The organism is Streptomyces sp. NPDC039423 (assembly GCF_055598725.1).
Window position 1 is genome coordinate 70,760 of the sequence record NZ_JBVKAH010000007.1, and the last position, 12,522, is coordinate 83,281.

A 12,522-nucleotide genomic window follows, 5' to 3' on the forward strand; every position below is an offset into this window, starting at 1 on the left:
CGGAAAGCCATCCAACTCGCGCTGATACCAGCCGCATTCGGAGGGTAGTCGTCAACCGTCGTACATGTGTGGTGAATCGCTCCACCGGGATACACGGGTGTGATGCGGGGACGATAGGGTTAATCTGCAGCGGCCGGGTGCCCTCGTACGGGTGGGGAGTGACATGGAACAGATAACGGTGCGCAGCAGGCCTCGGGTGCCTGCCATCACATGCGGGAGCAGCGCGACCAGCAGGCGCCTCGACCGCCACCTCTCGGTGCTGGGCGGCCCGGCCGTCCCGCAGCGCGAGTCGGCCGAAGCGACCCTGCTCATGCGGGAGTTGACGACGCGTGACATCGCCCACACCCGCACCAGCAAGAGCGCGCGCGTCAGGCTTTTCGCCCCCCTGCGCCGCCTGCGTCGCTCGCTCTTCGGCAACCACGCCTGACGGCTCCCGCACCCGCCGCCCACGCTCCCGCCGCGCCAGGTCGTTCCCCGGCCACGACCACGGCCTGTGACCGTGCGGCGGCCGGGGGCGGGGCCGTGCGGCACCGGCCCCGCGAAGGCCGGGGGCGCCCCGGGCCTCAGGCGACCACGCCCGCCCGCCGCAGCTCCTCACGGCCGTCCGCCGAGAAGCCCAGCTCCCGCAGCACCGCGTCCGTGTGTTCGCCCAGGGCGGGCACCGCGCCCATCCGCGCCTCGGGACCACCCGGCAGGGTGATCGGCGGCAGCATCGCCCGCAACGGCCCGACCTCGGTGCCGACCTCCCGCCACCGGTCCCGCGCCGCGAGCTGCGGGTGGGCCGCCACGTCCGCGACCGTGTTGAGGCGGGCGCACGCGATGCCCGCCGCCTCCAGGCGCTCGATCGCCTCCGCCGTGTCCAGCACGGCCAGCGCCTCCGCCACCACCGCGTCGGTCCTCCCCCGGTGCGCCACCCGGGCCGTGTTGGTCGCGAACGCCGGGTCGTCGCCCAGCTCCGGCCGGTGCAGCACCTGTGCGGCCAGCCGCCGCCACTCGCGGTCGTTCTGCACCGACAGCAGCACCAGGCCCCCGTCGGCGGTCGGGTAGGCGTCGTACGGCGCGATCACGGCGTGCGCCACCCCGGTGCGCGCCGGTGCCTCACCCCCGTGCATCCCGTGGTGCAGGGGATGGCCCATCCACTCGGCCAGCGACTCCAGCATGGAGATCTCCACCGGGCCGCCCCGCCCGGTGGCCGCCCGCCGCAGCAGCGCCGCCAGCACCCCCGAGAAGGCGTACATCGCCGCCGCGATGTCGGCCGCCGGGACGCCCGCCTTGACGGGCTGCGCGGGTGTCCCGGTCACCGACACCAGCCCGGCCTCGCACTGCACGAGCATGTCGTACGCCCGCTTGTGCGCGTACGGGCCGCCCGCTCCGTACCCGGAGATGTCCACCGCGACCAGCCGTTCGTGCGCCGCGCACAGGGTGGCCGCGTCCAGGCCCAGCCGGGCCGCCGCGCCCTGCGCGAGGTTCTGCACGAACACGTCCGCGCCGGCCACGAGCCGGCGGACGACGTCCAGTCCGCGCGGGTCCTTCAGATCCACGGCCACCGACTCCTTGCCCCGGTTGCACCACACGAAGTGCGAGGCCAGACCGCCGGCAGCGGTGTCGTACGCACGGGCGAAGTCACCGCCCCCGGGACGCTCGACCTTGATCACCCGGGCGCCCAGGTCGGCGAGCTGGCGGGTGGCGAACGGCGCGGAGACGGCCTGCTCGACGGCGACGACGGTGATGCCTTCGAGGGGCAGTGGCAGAGTGCTCATGACAGCCGTACCTACCGTGTACGTACCACCTTTGTCACCCCTCGGGGCCGGGCGACGCCCGGTGCGGGGCGGCTCCGGGCGCCTCGGGGGCTACAGCAGGGCGAGCTGGCCCTCGGGGCCCTCCTCGTCCCGGTCCAGGACGGAGGCGGGGCGGCGGGCCGTGCCCGGGGCGGGCAGCACGCCGGCCGTGCGCAGGTCGGTACGGGTGAGCCGCCCGGTGGCGGACAGGTCGGGCCGGAGCGACTCGAGCTGGGCCTGGAGGGCGAGCACGGTGATCAGTTCCAGCAGCTCGGACGTCCACTCCTGGGGCCATGCGGCGGGGCGGATCGCCTCCAGGGTGCCCGGCTCGGCGGGGGCGGTGCGGCGGGCGAACCAGAGCTCCAGCACGCGGATCCCGCCCACCCGGTAGTCCCAGGCCTCGGCCGGTACGGGGGCCACCCGGCCGCCGTCGCCGACCAGCAGGGCCTCGGTCTCCGCGTCGTACGCCAGGCCGCGCGGGCGCGCCGGGAGCGCGGCGCGCACGTAGGGGCGGCGGCCGCCGGGCAGGCGCGGGCGCTCACCGCCCCGGGCGCCCCTTAGCTGGACCTCCGCCATCCGGTGGCCCAGCTCCACACCGGACGCCCACACGGCGGGGTCGGCCGGCAGCGGGACGGCGCACCCGGCGGGGGAGGGGCGGGCGGCGGCCAGCGCCCAGGCCAGCACGTCCCCGGGTGCGACCGGGCGGCCGTACCGCGCGCCCAGCAGCTCGGCCAGCCCCGGCGCGAGGTTCGGTTCCCGGCCGCCCGGGCGCCGGTACAGCGGGCGGATGCGGCCGGGCCGCCCCGCCGGGGAGCGGCCGTCCGGCAGCGCGGCGGTCACCAGGAGCGCGGGCCCCGGCGCCCGTGGCACGTACCCCTGCTCCACGGCGAACGACTGCCGCTCGTCCGCCACCCGCCACAGCTCCGGGCGGGCCACGTCCAGCAGCCGGTGGTCCGGCAGCAGCCACTGCTCGTCGAACGGCCCGTGGGCCAGCCGCACCGGCTCCGGGCACGGCCCCGCCTCCCGCGCCAGCCGCCCCGTGCCGGTGCGCTGCCCGGGCAGCGCGGCCACCGAACTGGTGAGCGTCCGCGCCCGGCTGGGCCGGAACAGCGCCTCCCGCTCGCCGTCCCCGGCCGCCGCCAGCGCCGCCCAGCGGGCCCGCAGGGTGCGCACGTCGGGGGCGACCACCCAGGAACGCCCCAGCCGCAGCGGCGCCACGGACCAGGGCATCAGGTCGTCGAGCAGGGGCGCGTCATCCGTCACGGCCCGCATGGTAGTGACCGCGCTCAGTCCGCCTCCACCGTGACGGTGAAGGAGAACCGGTCGCCCCGGTAGCGGATGCGCGCCACGTCCACGACCCGGCCGTCCTCGTCGTAGGTCACGCCCGTGTAGTGCAGGATCGGGGACAGCAGCGGGACCTGGAGCAGTTCGGCCGTCTCCGGGTCCGCGAGCCGGGCCTCCACGGTGTCGGTGATCCGGCTGATCCGCACCCCGACCGCGTCCCGCAGCACCTTCGTCATCGGCCACCGCTCCAGGTCGGCCAGGTCGATCCGGGCCGCGACCTCGGGCCGGACAGCGTTCTCCGCCCAGTTCGTCGGCTCACCGCTCTCGCCGTCGCGGCGCAGCCGCCGGTACACGACCACCTCCGACAGCCCGGGGAAGTGCTCGGCGAGATCGCCCGGCACCTTGTCGCCGCCGTGGCCGAGGATCGTCGTCCGCTCGCCCGACTGCTGGGCCACGATCGCGTCGATCGAACCCAGCAGCCGGCGGGGCGCGCTGCGCCGGGCGCCCGGCTCGATGAAGGTGCCGCGCCGCCGGTGCCGGGTGATGAGCCCCTCCGCCTCCAGCTCCTTGAGCGCCTGCCGCATGGTCAGCACGCTGACCCCGTAGTGGGCGGCGAGCTGCTCCTCGGTGGGCAGCCGCAAGGAGGCGTCCGGCGCGCGCCCGAGTATGGAGGCGCGCAGGGACTGCGAGACCTGGTACCACAACGGGAGCTTGCGGTTCAGGACCAGCGAGTCAGGGGCGAAAGCGGTCACGGGTACTCCGTACTACGGCCGAAAGTGGCGCTCAAGACCCTGCCACACGTCGTCGTACCCGCGCTGCAGGTGGTCGGCGTCCGCCGCCTGGGCGGTGGCCGTGACGGGCCAGCGCGTCTCGAACATGAACGCCAGGCCGTCGTCGATCTTCTGCGGCTTCAGCTCGGCCGCGCTCGCCCTGTCGAACGTCTCCCGGTCGGGGCCGTGGGCCGACATCATGTTGTGCAGCGAGCCGCCGCCGGGGACGAACCCTTCGGCCTTGGCGTCGTACGCGCCCTCGATCAGGCCCATGTACTCGCTCATCACGTTGCGGTGGAAGTACGGCGGGCGGAAGGTGTCCTCGCCGACCAGCCAGCGCGGGGCGAAGACCACGAAGTCGACGCCCGCGAGCCCGGGGGTGTCGGACGGCGAGGTGAGCACCGTGAAGATCGACGGGTCGGGGTGGTCGTAGGAGATCGTCCCGATGACGTTGAAGGTGCGCAGGTCGTAGACGTACGGAACGTGGTTGCCGTGCCAGGCGACGACGTCCAGCGGGGAGTGGCCGTACGTGGCGGTCCACAGGTTCCCGCAGAACTTGTTCACCACCTCCACCTCGCCCTCCACGTCCTCGTAGGCCGCGACCGGGGCGCGGAAGTCCCGCGGGTTGGCCAGGCCGTTGGCGCCGATCGGGCCCAGGTCGGGGAGCTGGAACGGCTGGCCGTAGTTCTCGCACACGTAACCGCGCGCGGTCCCGTCCAGCAGCTCGACGCGGAAGCGCACCCCGCGCGGGACGAGCGCCACCTCGCCGGGGCGGGCGGCGAGCAGGCCCAGCTCGGTGCGGAGCAGCAGTCCGCCGCGCTCGGGGACGATCAGCAGCTCGCCGTCGGAGTCGCTGAAGACACGGTCCATGGACGCGTTGGCGTGGTAGAGGTGCACGGCCATGCCGGTGCGCTGGGCGGCGTCGCCGTTGCCGCCGAGCGTCCACAGGCCGGCCAGCCAGTCCGTGCCGGGCGCCGGCTCGGGGAGCGGGTTCCAGCGCAGCCGGTTGGGGTCGGCGACGGTCTCGGTGAAGGGCGCGGTGCGGATGGCCCCGTTGTCCACGCGGGTGAAGGGCGGGTGCGCGGCCGAGGGGCGGATGCGGTACAGCCACGAGCGGCGGTTGTGGGCGCGCGGCTCGGTGAACGCGGAGCCGCTCAGCTGCTCGGCGTACAGGCCCAGCGGCGCGCGCTGCGGGGAGTTCCGCCCGAGCGGCAGCGCGCCGGGTACGGCCTCCGAACCGTGTTCGTTGCCGAAGCCGGAGGAGTACTCCAGTGCCTCGGCGATCTTCTTCGCCTGCTCGCTGCCGCCATGGGTCATCGCCCGCTCCTCGACCTGCGTGGATGGAATCCTATGTATGACCGTAGGATTCCGTCCGCCGCACGTCAACGGGGGCGGGGCGCGTCTTGGACGATTTCCGGAGCCGTCGGGTTCCGGCGGCGCGGCGGCAGGGACCTGCCCCCAGGGCGGTGCGCTTCCCCGGTGCGCCCAGGTACGGAGGGGACGGCAGCTACCGGTACGGGCGGCACGGCCCCGGCTCGGGTCGGGCAGGCCCCGGGAACCCGGCCCCGCGAAACCGTCGCCCGCATGCCTACCGGTCGGTATGCTCGCCGCGAGTGCCCACACGCCGCCCCGGGAGGCCCGCCATGCCCACCGCCCCGCGCATCTGCCCGCTCTGCGAAGCCACCTGCGGGCTCACCCTCACCCTCGACGGCACACGCGTCACCGGCGCGCGCGGCGACCGGGACGACGTCTTCAGCCAGGGGTTCATCTGCCCCAAGGGCGCCTCGTTCGGCGAGCTCGACGCCGACCCGGACCGTCTGCGCACCCCGCTCGTCCGCGACGAGCACGGCACGCTGCGGGAAGCCTCCTGGGACGAGGCGTTCGACCTGATCGCCCGCCGGCTGCCGCCGCTCGTCGAACGGCACGGCGCCGACGCCGTCGGGGTGGTCCTCGGCAACCCCAACGTCCACACCATGGCCGGGGCGCTCTACCCGCCCGTCCTCCTCGGCGCCCTGCGCACCCGCAACCTGTTCACCGCCTCCACGCTCGACCAGATGCCCAAGCACGTCTCCAGCGGGCTGATGTTCGGCGACGCGTTCGCCATCCCCGTACCGGACCTGGACCGCACCGCCCACCTGCTGGTGATCGGCGCCAACCCCCTGGACTCCAACGGCAGTCTGTGCACCGCGCCGGACTTCCCCGGCAAGCTCAAGGCGCTGCGCAAGCGCGGCGGCACCCTCACCGTCGTCGACCCGCGCCGCACCCGCACCGCGCGCCTCGCCGACCGGCACGTCGCGATCCGCCCGGGCACGGACGCGCTGCTGCTCGCCGCCCTCGTGCACGTCTTGTACGAGGAGGGCCTCACCGACCTCGGGGCACTGGCCGGGCACGTCCGGGGGGTCGAGGAAGTCGGTTCCGCCGTACGGGACTTCGCGCCCGAGGCGGTCGCCGGGGCGTGCGACGTGGACGCCGGCACCATCCGGGCCCTGGCCCGCGAGCTGGCGGCGGCCCCGGCGGCGGCCGTGTACGGACGGGTCGGCGGCAGCACCGTCGCGTACGGCACGCTGACCAACTGGCTCGTCGACGTCCTCAACGTCCTGACCGGCAACCTCGACCGGCCCGGCGGCGCGCTGTTCCCGCTCTCCGCCACCGCGCCGGCGCCCCGCCCGGCGGGCCCCGGCAAGGGCTTCGCGCTGGGCCGCTGGGCGAGCCGGGTGTCCGGGCACCCGGAGGCGAAGGGCGAACTGCCCACGGCCGCGCTGGCGGAGGAGATCGAGACCCCCGGCGAGGGGCGGATCCGGGCGCTCGTCGCCATCGCCGCCAACCCGGTGCTGTCCGCCCCGGACGGCGACCGCCTCGACCGGGCCCTCGCCTCGCTGGACTTCATGGTGAGCGTCGACCCCTACCTCAACGAGACCTCGCGCCACGCGCACGTGGTCCTGCCCCCGCCGCCGCCCTCCCAGAGCGCCCACTTCGACTTCGCGTTCAACGGGTTCGCCGTCCGTAACCAGGTCCGCCACACGCCCGCGCCCGTCCCGCTGGAACCGGGCCGCATGGACGAGTGCGAGATCCACGCCCGGCTGGTCCTGGCCGCGACCGGCATGCACGGCGCCGACCCGTCCGCCGTCGACGACATGGTCATCCGGCGCACCCTCGCCAAGGCCGTCACCGAGCCGCACTCACCCGCCTACGGCCAGGACCCCGAGGAGTACGCGGCCCGGCTCACCGGCCGCACCGGCGCCGAGCGGCGCCTGGACCTGATGCTGCGCCTCGGCCCGTACGGGCTGACGCTCGACCGGCTCCGGGAGCACCCCCACGGCATCGACCTGGGCCCCCTGGAGCCGCGCGTCCCGCAGATCCTGAAGACCCGCAGCGGCCGCGTCGAACTCCTGCCGGACCCCATCGCCGCCGACCTGCCCCGGCTGCGCGCCTTCCTCCACACCGCCCCGCCCGCCGACGACACGCTGCTCCTCGTCGGCCGGCGTCACCTCCGCTCCAACAACAGCTGGATGCACAACGTCCCCACACTCAACGGCGGCACCAACACCTGCACCCTCCAGGTCCACCCCGACGACGCGGCCCGCCTGGGGCTCACCGACGGCACCCCCGCCCGGGTGAAGGGCGAGGGCGGCGAGCTCCGGGTCCCGGTGGAGGTGACCGACACCGTGCGCCGGGGCGTGGTGAGCCTTCCGCACGGCTGGGGGCACGACCGGCCCGGCACGCGCACGACCGTCGCCTCGACGCGCCCCGGCGTCAACGTCAACCAGCTCCTCGACGGCACCCGGCTCGACCCCCTGTCCGGCACCGCCGTGCTCAACGGCTTCCCCGTACAGGTATCACCGGCGCCATGACCTGGGGTTTTGCTCGTATTGCTCACGCGTCAACACCTTGCTGACGGCAGAACGGGGCACCTAACGTCGTCCGGGCCGCCGCCCCCGGTGGAGTTCAAGGGTGAACGTTAGGTGTCCTCCATGCTGACCATCCTCGGCTTCGGCATGATCGCGACCTTCCTGGTCCTGATCATGCTGAAGAAGATGTCGCCGATCGCGGCGCTCGTCCTCATCCCCGCCCTGTTCTGCGTCCTCGTCGGACAGGGCGCGCACCTCGGCGACTACGTCATCGAAGGCGTGGGCAAGCTCGCGCCCACCGCCGCGATGCTGATGTTCGCCATCGTCTACTTCGGCGTGATGATCGACGTCGGGCTCTTCGATCCGGTCGTCCGGGGCATCCTGCGCTTCTGCAAGGCCGACCCCATGCGGATCGTCGTCGGTACGGCGGTGCTCGCCGCGATCGTCTCGCTCGACGGCGACGGCTCGACCACCTTCATGATCACCGTCTCGGCGATGTACCCGCTCTACAAGCGCCTGGGGATGAGCCCGGTCGTCCTGACCGGTGTGGCCGCCACCGCCAACGGCGTCATGAACACCCTGCCCTGGGGCGGTCCCACCGCCCGCGCGGCCACCGCCCTCAAGCTGGACGCCGGCGACATCTTCGTACCGATGATCCCCGCCCTCGGGGTCGGCCTGGTGTTCGTCTTCGTCCTGGCGTACGTCCTGGGGCGGCGGGAGCGCACCCGCCTGGGGCACCTGAGCCTGGACGGGGCCATGGCGCCGCGGCCGGAGAGCGTGCTGGTCACGGCGGGCGGGGACGCCGAGGGGGGCCGCCCCGCGGGCCCCGCGGCTGGCGGCACCGGACCGGAGCCCGAGGGGGCCTTCCAGGGACTCGACCCCGACCGCCCCACCCTGCGGCCCCGGCTGTACTGGTTCAACGCGGCCCTCACCGTGGTCCTGCTCACCGCCATGATCCTGGAAGTGCTGCCCATCCCGGTGCTCTTCCTGATCGGCGCGGCCCTCGCCCTGACGGTCAACTTCCCGCACATGCCCGACCAGAAGGCCCGCATCGCCGCCCACGCCGACAACGTCCTCAACGTCTCCGGCATGGTCTTCGCCGCCGCCGTCTTCACCGGCGTGCTCACCGGCACCGGCATGGTCGAGCACATGGCCGACTGGCTCGTCGGTGCCGTCCCGGACGCCATGGGCCCGCACATGGCACTGGTCACCGGCCTGCTGAGCCTGCCGCTGACGTACTTCATGTCGAACGACGGCTTCTACTTCGGCGTCCTGCCCGTCCTCGCCGAGGCCGGCGCCGCCCACGGCGTGTCACCGCTGGAGATCGCCCGCGCCTCGCTGGCGGGCCAGGCGCTGCACATGTCCAGCCCGCTCGTGCCCGCCGTCTACGTCCTGGTCGGCATGGCCAAGGTCGAGTTCGGCGACCACACCCGGTTCACCGTGAAGTGGGCCGCGCTCACCTCGCTGGTGGTGCTCGGCGCGGGAATCCTCTTCGGCACCGTCTGATGGAGCGCCGGTACTGGCTGCTGCGCCTCGTCATCGCCTTCGGCTTCGCGCAGGGGGCGGTGTCGATGGCGCGGCCCGCCGTGTCGTACCGCGCCCTGGCCCTGGGCGCCGACGAGCGCGCGGTCGGTGCCGTCGCGGGCGTCTACGCGCTGCTGCCGCTGTTCGCCGCCGTACCCCTGGGGCGCCGGACCGACCGGGGGCGGTGCGGCCCGCTGCTGTCCGCCGGCGTGGTGCTGATAGCCGGCGGGTGCGCGCTGAGCGCGACGGCGGGCACGCTCGGGTGGATGGCCGCGTGGAGCGGGGTCATGGGCCTCGGCCACCTGTGCTTCGTCATCGGCGCCCAGTCCCTGGTGGCCCGCAGGTCCCTCCCGGCCGACCAGGACCGCGACTTCGGGCACTTCACCATCGGCGCGTCGCTGGGCCAGCTCGTGGGGCCGGTCGCCGCGGGCCTGCTGATCTCCGGCCACGACGGCGCCATGGGCCGTACCAGCGCCCTGGCCCTGGCGGTCTCGGCGGGCGTCGCGGCCGTGGCCTTCACGTCCCTGTGGCGCGTCGAGGACCGCGCCGGGACCGGCCACGCGCGCGTGGAGCGGGACAGGGTCCCGGTGCACCGGATCCTGCGGACGCGGGGCGTCCCGGCCGGCATCTTCATCAGCCTCGCGGTGCTCTCGGCGACCGACGTCCTCACCGCGTACCTGCCGGTGGTGGGGGAGCACCGCGCCATCGCCCCCGCCACCGTGGGACTGCTGCTGAGCCTGCGCGCCGCCGCCACCATCGCCTGCCGGCTGGTCATGACACCGATGATCCGGATGGTCGGCCGTACGGCCCTGCTCACCGGCACCTGCCTGCTCGCCGGGCTGCTGTGCGCCGGGATCGCCCTGCCGCTCCCGGTACCGGTGCTGGCGGTGGTGCTGGTGCTGCTGGGCTTCTGCCTCGGCGTCGGCCAGCCGCTGTCGATGACCACCGTGGTGGGGGCCGCCCCCGCCGGGGCCCGCTCCACGGCCCTCGCCCTGCGCCTGACCGGCAACCGGCTCGGCCAGGTCGCGGCCCCCGCCTCGGCCGGCCTGGTCGCCGGGGTCGCGGGCGTGGCGGCGCCTTTCGTCCTGCTCGGCGTTCTGCTGGTGGCGTCGGCGGGGCTGGGCGTAAGGGCGGGACGCCGGCCCGGCCAGGCCGCGGCCCCGCGCCCCGGGGCCGGGCGCCGCGCGGCCCACGAGGGCCGGCAGCGCACCTGACGCCACGACCCGGGTGCTCCCGGGTCACCGGATCCGGTCGGTTCCGGTGTTTCGGCCGGTCCGGACGGCGGCGGACTGCCAGAGTGATCGCGCTCACGTCCCCGCACGGAAGGGCACGTCATGCCGATCCCGACCACCGCCCGCGCCCGCCTGGCCGTCGCCACGGCGGCCGTCCTGCTCGCGGCCGGCGCCCCCGCCGCGTACGCGGCCCTCGGCGACGACGGGGCGGCCGGCACCGCGGCCGGCAGCGCCCGGGGCGCGGCCTACCGGGAGACGCGGCTGCTCTTCGGGACCGGGCGGCCCGACGGCGGACCGGCCGTCACCGACCGGCAGTTCATGGCGTTCGTCGACCGCGAGGTCACCCCCGCCTTCCCGGAGGGGCTGACCGTGCGGGAGGGGCGGGGGCAGTGGCGGGACGCGAACGGCGGGATCGAGCGGGAGCGCTCGTACGAACTGGTCCTGCTCTACCCGCCGGCGGAGGCGGCCGCCCGCGATCCGCGGATCGAGCGGATCCGCGCCGCGTATGAGCGTACTTTCGGCCAGGAGTCGGTCGCCCGCCTCGATGAGAGGACCACGGCGGACTTCTGATGTGATGTGCTCGGTCCCGCAGCCCCTGGCGTCAGAAAACTACCACCGCTAGTTTGGGGTCGGAAGACCATGGAGAACGGTCCGACGGCCCGGAGGAGAAGCGGATGAAGGCCCACGAGGGGATGTACATCGACGGTGCCTGGCGGCCCGCCGCAGGCACCGACACCATCGCGGTGGTGAACCCGGCGGACGAGCAGGTCATCGCCCACGTCCCGGCCGGCACGGCCGAGGACGTCGACGCGGCGGTCCGGGCCGCCCGGGCGGCCTTCCCCGCCTGGGCCGCCACCCCGCCCGCCGAGCGGGCCGCCCGGCTCACCGCCCTGCGCGACGTGCTCGCCGCGCGCCAGGAGGAGATCGCCGCCACGGTGACGGCCGAGCTCGGCGCGCCGGAGCAGCTCGCCCAGCAGGTGCACGCCGGGCTGCCGGTCCTGATCACCGGCACGTACGCGGAGATGGCCGCGTCGCACCCGTTCGAGGAGAAGGTCGGCAACTCCACCGTCCTGCTCGAACCGATCGGCGTGGTGGGCGCCATCACGCCCTGGAACTACCCGCTCCACCAGGTGGTCGCCAAGGTGGCCCCCGCCCTGGCCGCCGGCTGCACCGTGGTGCTCAAGCCCGCCGAGGACACCCCGCTCACCGCCCAGCTCTTCGCCGAGGCCGTCGAGGAGGCCGGCTTCCCCGCCGGCGTCTTCAACCTGGTCACCGGCCTGGGACCGGTCGCCGGCCAGGCGCTCGCCGAGCACGAGGGGGTGGACATGATCTCCTTCACCGGCTCCACCGCCGTCGGCAAGCGGATCGGCGCGCTCGCGGGCGGAGCCGTCAAGCGGGTCGCCCTGGAACTCGGCGGCAAGTCCCCCAACGTCATCCTGCCCTCCGCCGACCTCGCCAAGGCGGTCCAGGTCGGCCTGGCGAACGCCCTGTCCAACTCCGGCCAGCGGTGCAGCGCGCTGACCCGGGTCCTGGTGCACGAGGACCAGTACGAGGAGGCCGTGTCGATCGCGGCGGAGGCCGTCGCCAAGTTCACCCCCGGCGACCGGCTCGGCCCGATGGTCAACGCCAAGCAGCTCCAGCGTGTCCGCGGCTACATCGAGAAGGGCGTCGAGGAGGGCGCCCGGCTCGTCACGGGGGGCACCGAACCGCCCCTCGACCAGGGCTACTACGTCAGCCCCACCGTCTTCGCCGACGTCACCCCCGAGATGACCATCGCCCGGGAGGAGATCTTCGGCCCGGTCGTCTCGTTCCTCAAGTACGCGGACGAGGAGGACGCCCTCCGGATCGCCAACGACTCCCCGTACGGCCTCGCCGGCGCGGTGTGGGCCGGCGACGAGGCGGAGGCCGTCGCGTTCGCGCGCCGCATGCAGACGGGCCAGGTCGACATCAACGGCGGCCGCTTCAACCCGCTCGCCCCCTTCGGCGGCTACAAGGAGTCCGGTGTCGGGCGCGAGCTCGGCGCGCACGGCCTCACCGAGTACCTCCAGACCAAGTCCCTCCAGTTCTGAGCCGGTCGACGCACCGG

At 74.5% G+C, this 12,522-nt stretch carries 10 protein-coding genes; 6 read left to right on the plus strand and 4 right to left on the minus strand.

Annotated features, from left to right (window positions below; all coding sequences use genetic code 11):
* The first annotated feature begins 163 nt into the window (after nucleotides 1–163).
* On the plus strand, nucleotides 164–427 hold the full coding sequence (locus ACZ7LK_RS22590) for a hypothetical protein (protein ID WP_392275772.1): 264 nt from the start codon (nucleotides 164–166) through the stop codon (nucleotides 425–427).
* A gap of 136 nt (nucleotides 428–563) precedes the next feature.
* Here the strand turns inward: ACZ7LK_RS22590 and ACZ7LK_RS22595 are convergent, their stop codons facing one another.
* From ACZ7LK_RS22595 to hmgA, 4 genes are all read right to left on the minus strand, one after another.
* On the minus strand, nucleotides 564–1,760 hold the full coding sequence (locus ACZ7LK_RS22595) for a CaiB/BaiF CoA transferase family protein (RefSeq protein WP_471142946.1): 1,197 nt from the start codon (nucleotides 1,758–1,760) through the stop codon (nucleotides 564–566).
* Nucleotides 1,761–1,850: 90 nt separating this feature from the next.
* On the minus strand, nucleotides 1,851–3,050 hold the full coding sequence (locus ACZ7LK_RS22600) for a type ISP restriction/modification enzyme (RefSeq protein ID WP_469463898.1): 1,200 nt from the start codon (nucleotides 3,048–3,050) through the stop codon (nucleotides 1,851–1,853).
* A 14-nt stretch (nucleotides 3,051–3,064) separates the two neighbouring features.
* On the minus strand, nucleotides 3,065–3,814 hold the full coding sequence (locus ACZ7LK_RS22605) for a GntR family transcriptional regulator (protein WP_392275774.1): 750 nt from the start codon (nucleotides 3,812–3,814) through the stop codon (nucleotides 3,065–3,067).
* A gap of 12 nt (nucleotides 3,815–3,826) precedes the next feature.
* Nucleotides 3,827–5,149 carry a homogentisate 1,2-dioxygenase gene (gene hmgA, locus ACZ7LK_RS22610; protein ID WP_392275775.1) on the minus strand — a complete coding sequence of 441 codons (1,323 nt, stop codon included), beginning with the start codon at nucleotides 5,147–5,149 and terminating at the stop codon, nucleotides 3,827–3,829.
* A 326-nt stretch (nucleotides 5,150–5,475) separates the two neighbouring features.
* Between hmgA and ACZ7LK_RS22615 the strand changes: the two genes are divergently transcribed.
* The 5 genes from ACZ7LK_RS22615 (at nucleotide 5,476) to ACZ7LK_RS22635 (ending at nucleotide 12,505) form a co-directional block, all read left to right on the plus strand.
* Nucleotides 5,476–7,683 (plus strand): molybdopterin oxidoreductase family protein, encoded by a 2,208-nt coding sequence (locus ACZ7LK_RS22615; protein WP_471142949.1) that lies wholly within the window; start codon nucleotides 5,476–5,478, stop codon nucleotides 7,681–7,683.
* A 120-nt stretch (nucleotides 7,684–7,803) separates the two neighbouring features.
* Entirely contained in the window at nucleotides 7,804–9,186 is a 1,383-nt protein-coding gene (locus ACZ7LK_RS22620) for a CitMHS family transporter (RefSeq protein WP_392275777.1), read from the plus strand.
* Complete coding sequence (locus ACZ7LK_RS22625; RefSeq protein WP_471142951.1) at nucleotides 9,186–10,418, plus strand: MFS transporter; 1,233 nt, start codon at nucleotides 9,186–9,188, stop codon at nucleotides 10,416–10,418. Before ACZ7LK_RS22620 ends, ACZ7LK_RS22625 begins: the two co-directional genes overlap by 1 nt.
* Before the next feature lie 120 nt (nucleotides 10,419–10,538).
* Nucleotides 10,539–11,006, plus strand: a complete 468-nt coding sequence (locus tag ACZ7LK_RS22630) for a DUF3574 domain-containing protein (protein ID WP_392275779.1) — start codon at nucleotides 10,539–10,541, stop codon at nucleotides 11,004–11,006.
* 104 nt (nucleotides 11,007–11,110) lie between these two features.
* Complete coding sequence (locus tag ACZ7LK_RS22635; protein WP_471142954.1) at nucleotides 11,111–12,505, plus strand: aldehyde dehydrogenase family protein; 1,395 nt, start codon at nucleotides 11,111–11,113, stop codon at nucleotides 12,503–12,505.
* The last annotated feature ends 17 nt before the right edge of the window (nucleotides 12,506–12,522 follow it).

Bases quoted from the DNA above. Each gene is read 5' to 3' on its own strand.
- ACZ7LK_RS22615 (WP_471142949.1), top strand. From the start codon at position 5,476: ATGCCCACCGCCCCGCGCATCTGCCCGCTCTGCGAAGCCACCTGCGGG.
- ACZ7LK_RS22600 (WP_469463898.1), bottom strand. From the start codon at position 3,050: ATGCGGGCCGTGACGGATGACGCGCCCCTGCTCGACGACCTGATGCCC.
- ACZ7LK_RS22635 (WP_471142954.1), top strand. From the start codon at position 11,111: ATGAAGGCCCACGAGGGGATGTACATCGACGGTGCCTGGCGGCCCGCC.
- ACZ7LK_RS22625 (WP_471142951.1), top strand. From the start codon at position 9,186: ATGGAGCGCCGGTACTGGCTGCTGCGCCTCGTCATCGCCTTCGGCTTC.
- ACZ7LK_RS22590 (WP_392275772.1), top strand. From the start codon at position 164: ATGGAACAGATAACGGTGCGCAGCAGGCCTCGGGTGCCTGCCATCACA.
- hmgA (WP_392275775.1), bottom strand. From the start codon at position 5,149: ATGACCCATGGCGGCAGCGAGCAGGCGAAGAAGATCGCCGAGGCACTG.
- ACZ7LK_RS22630 (WP_392275779.1), top strand. From the start codon at position 10,539: ATGCCGATCCCGACCACCGCCCGCGCCCGCCTGGCCGTCGCCACGGCG.
- ACZ7LK_RS22620 (WP_392275777.1), top strand. From the start codon at position 7,804: ATGCTGACCATCCTCGGCTTCGGCATGATCGCGACCTTCCTGGTCCTG.
- ACZ7LK_RS22595 (WP_471142946.1), bottom strand. From the start codon at position 1,760: ATGAGCACTCTGCCACTGCCCCTCGAAGGCATCACCGTCGTCGCCGTC.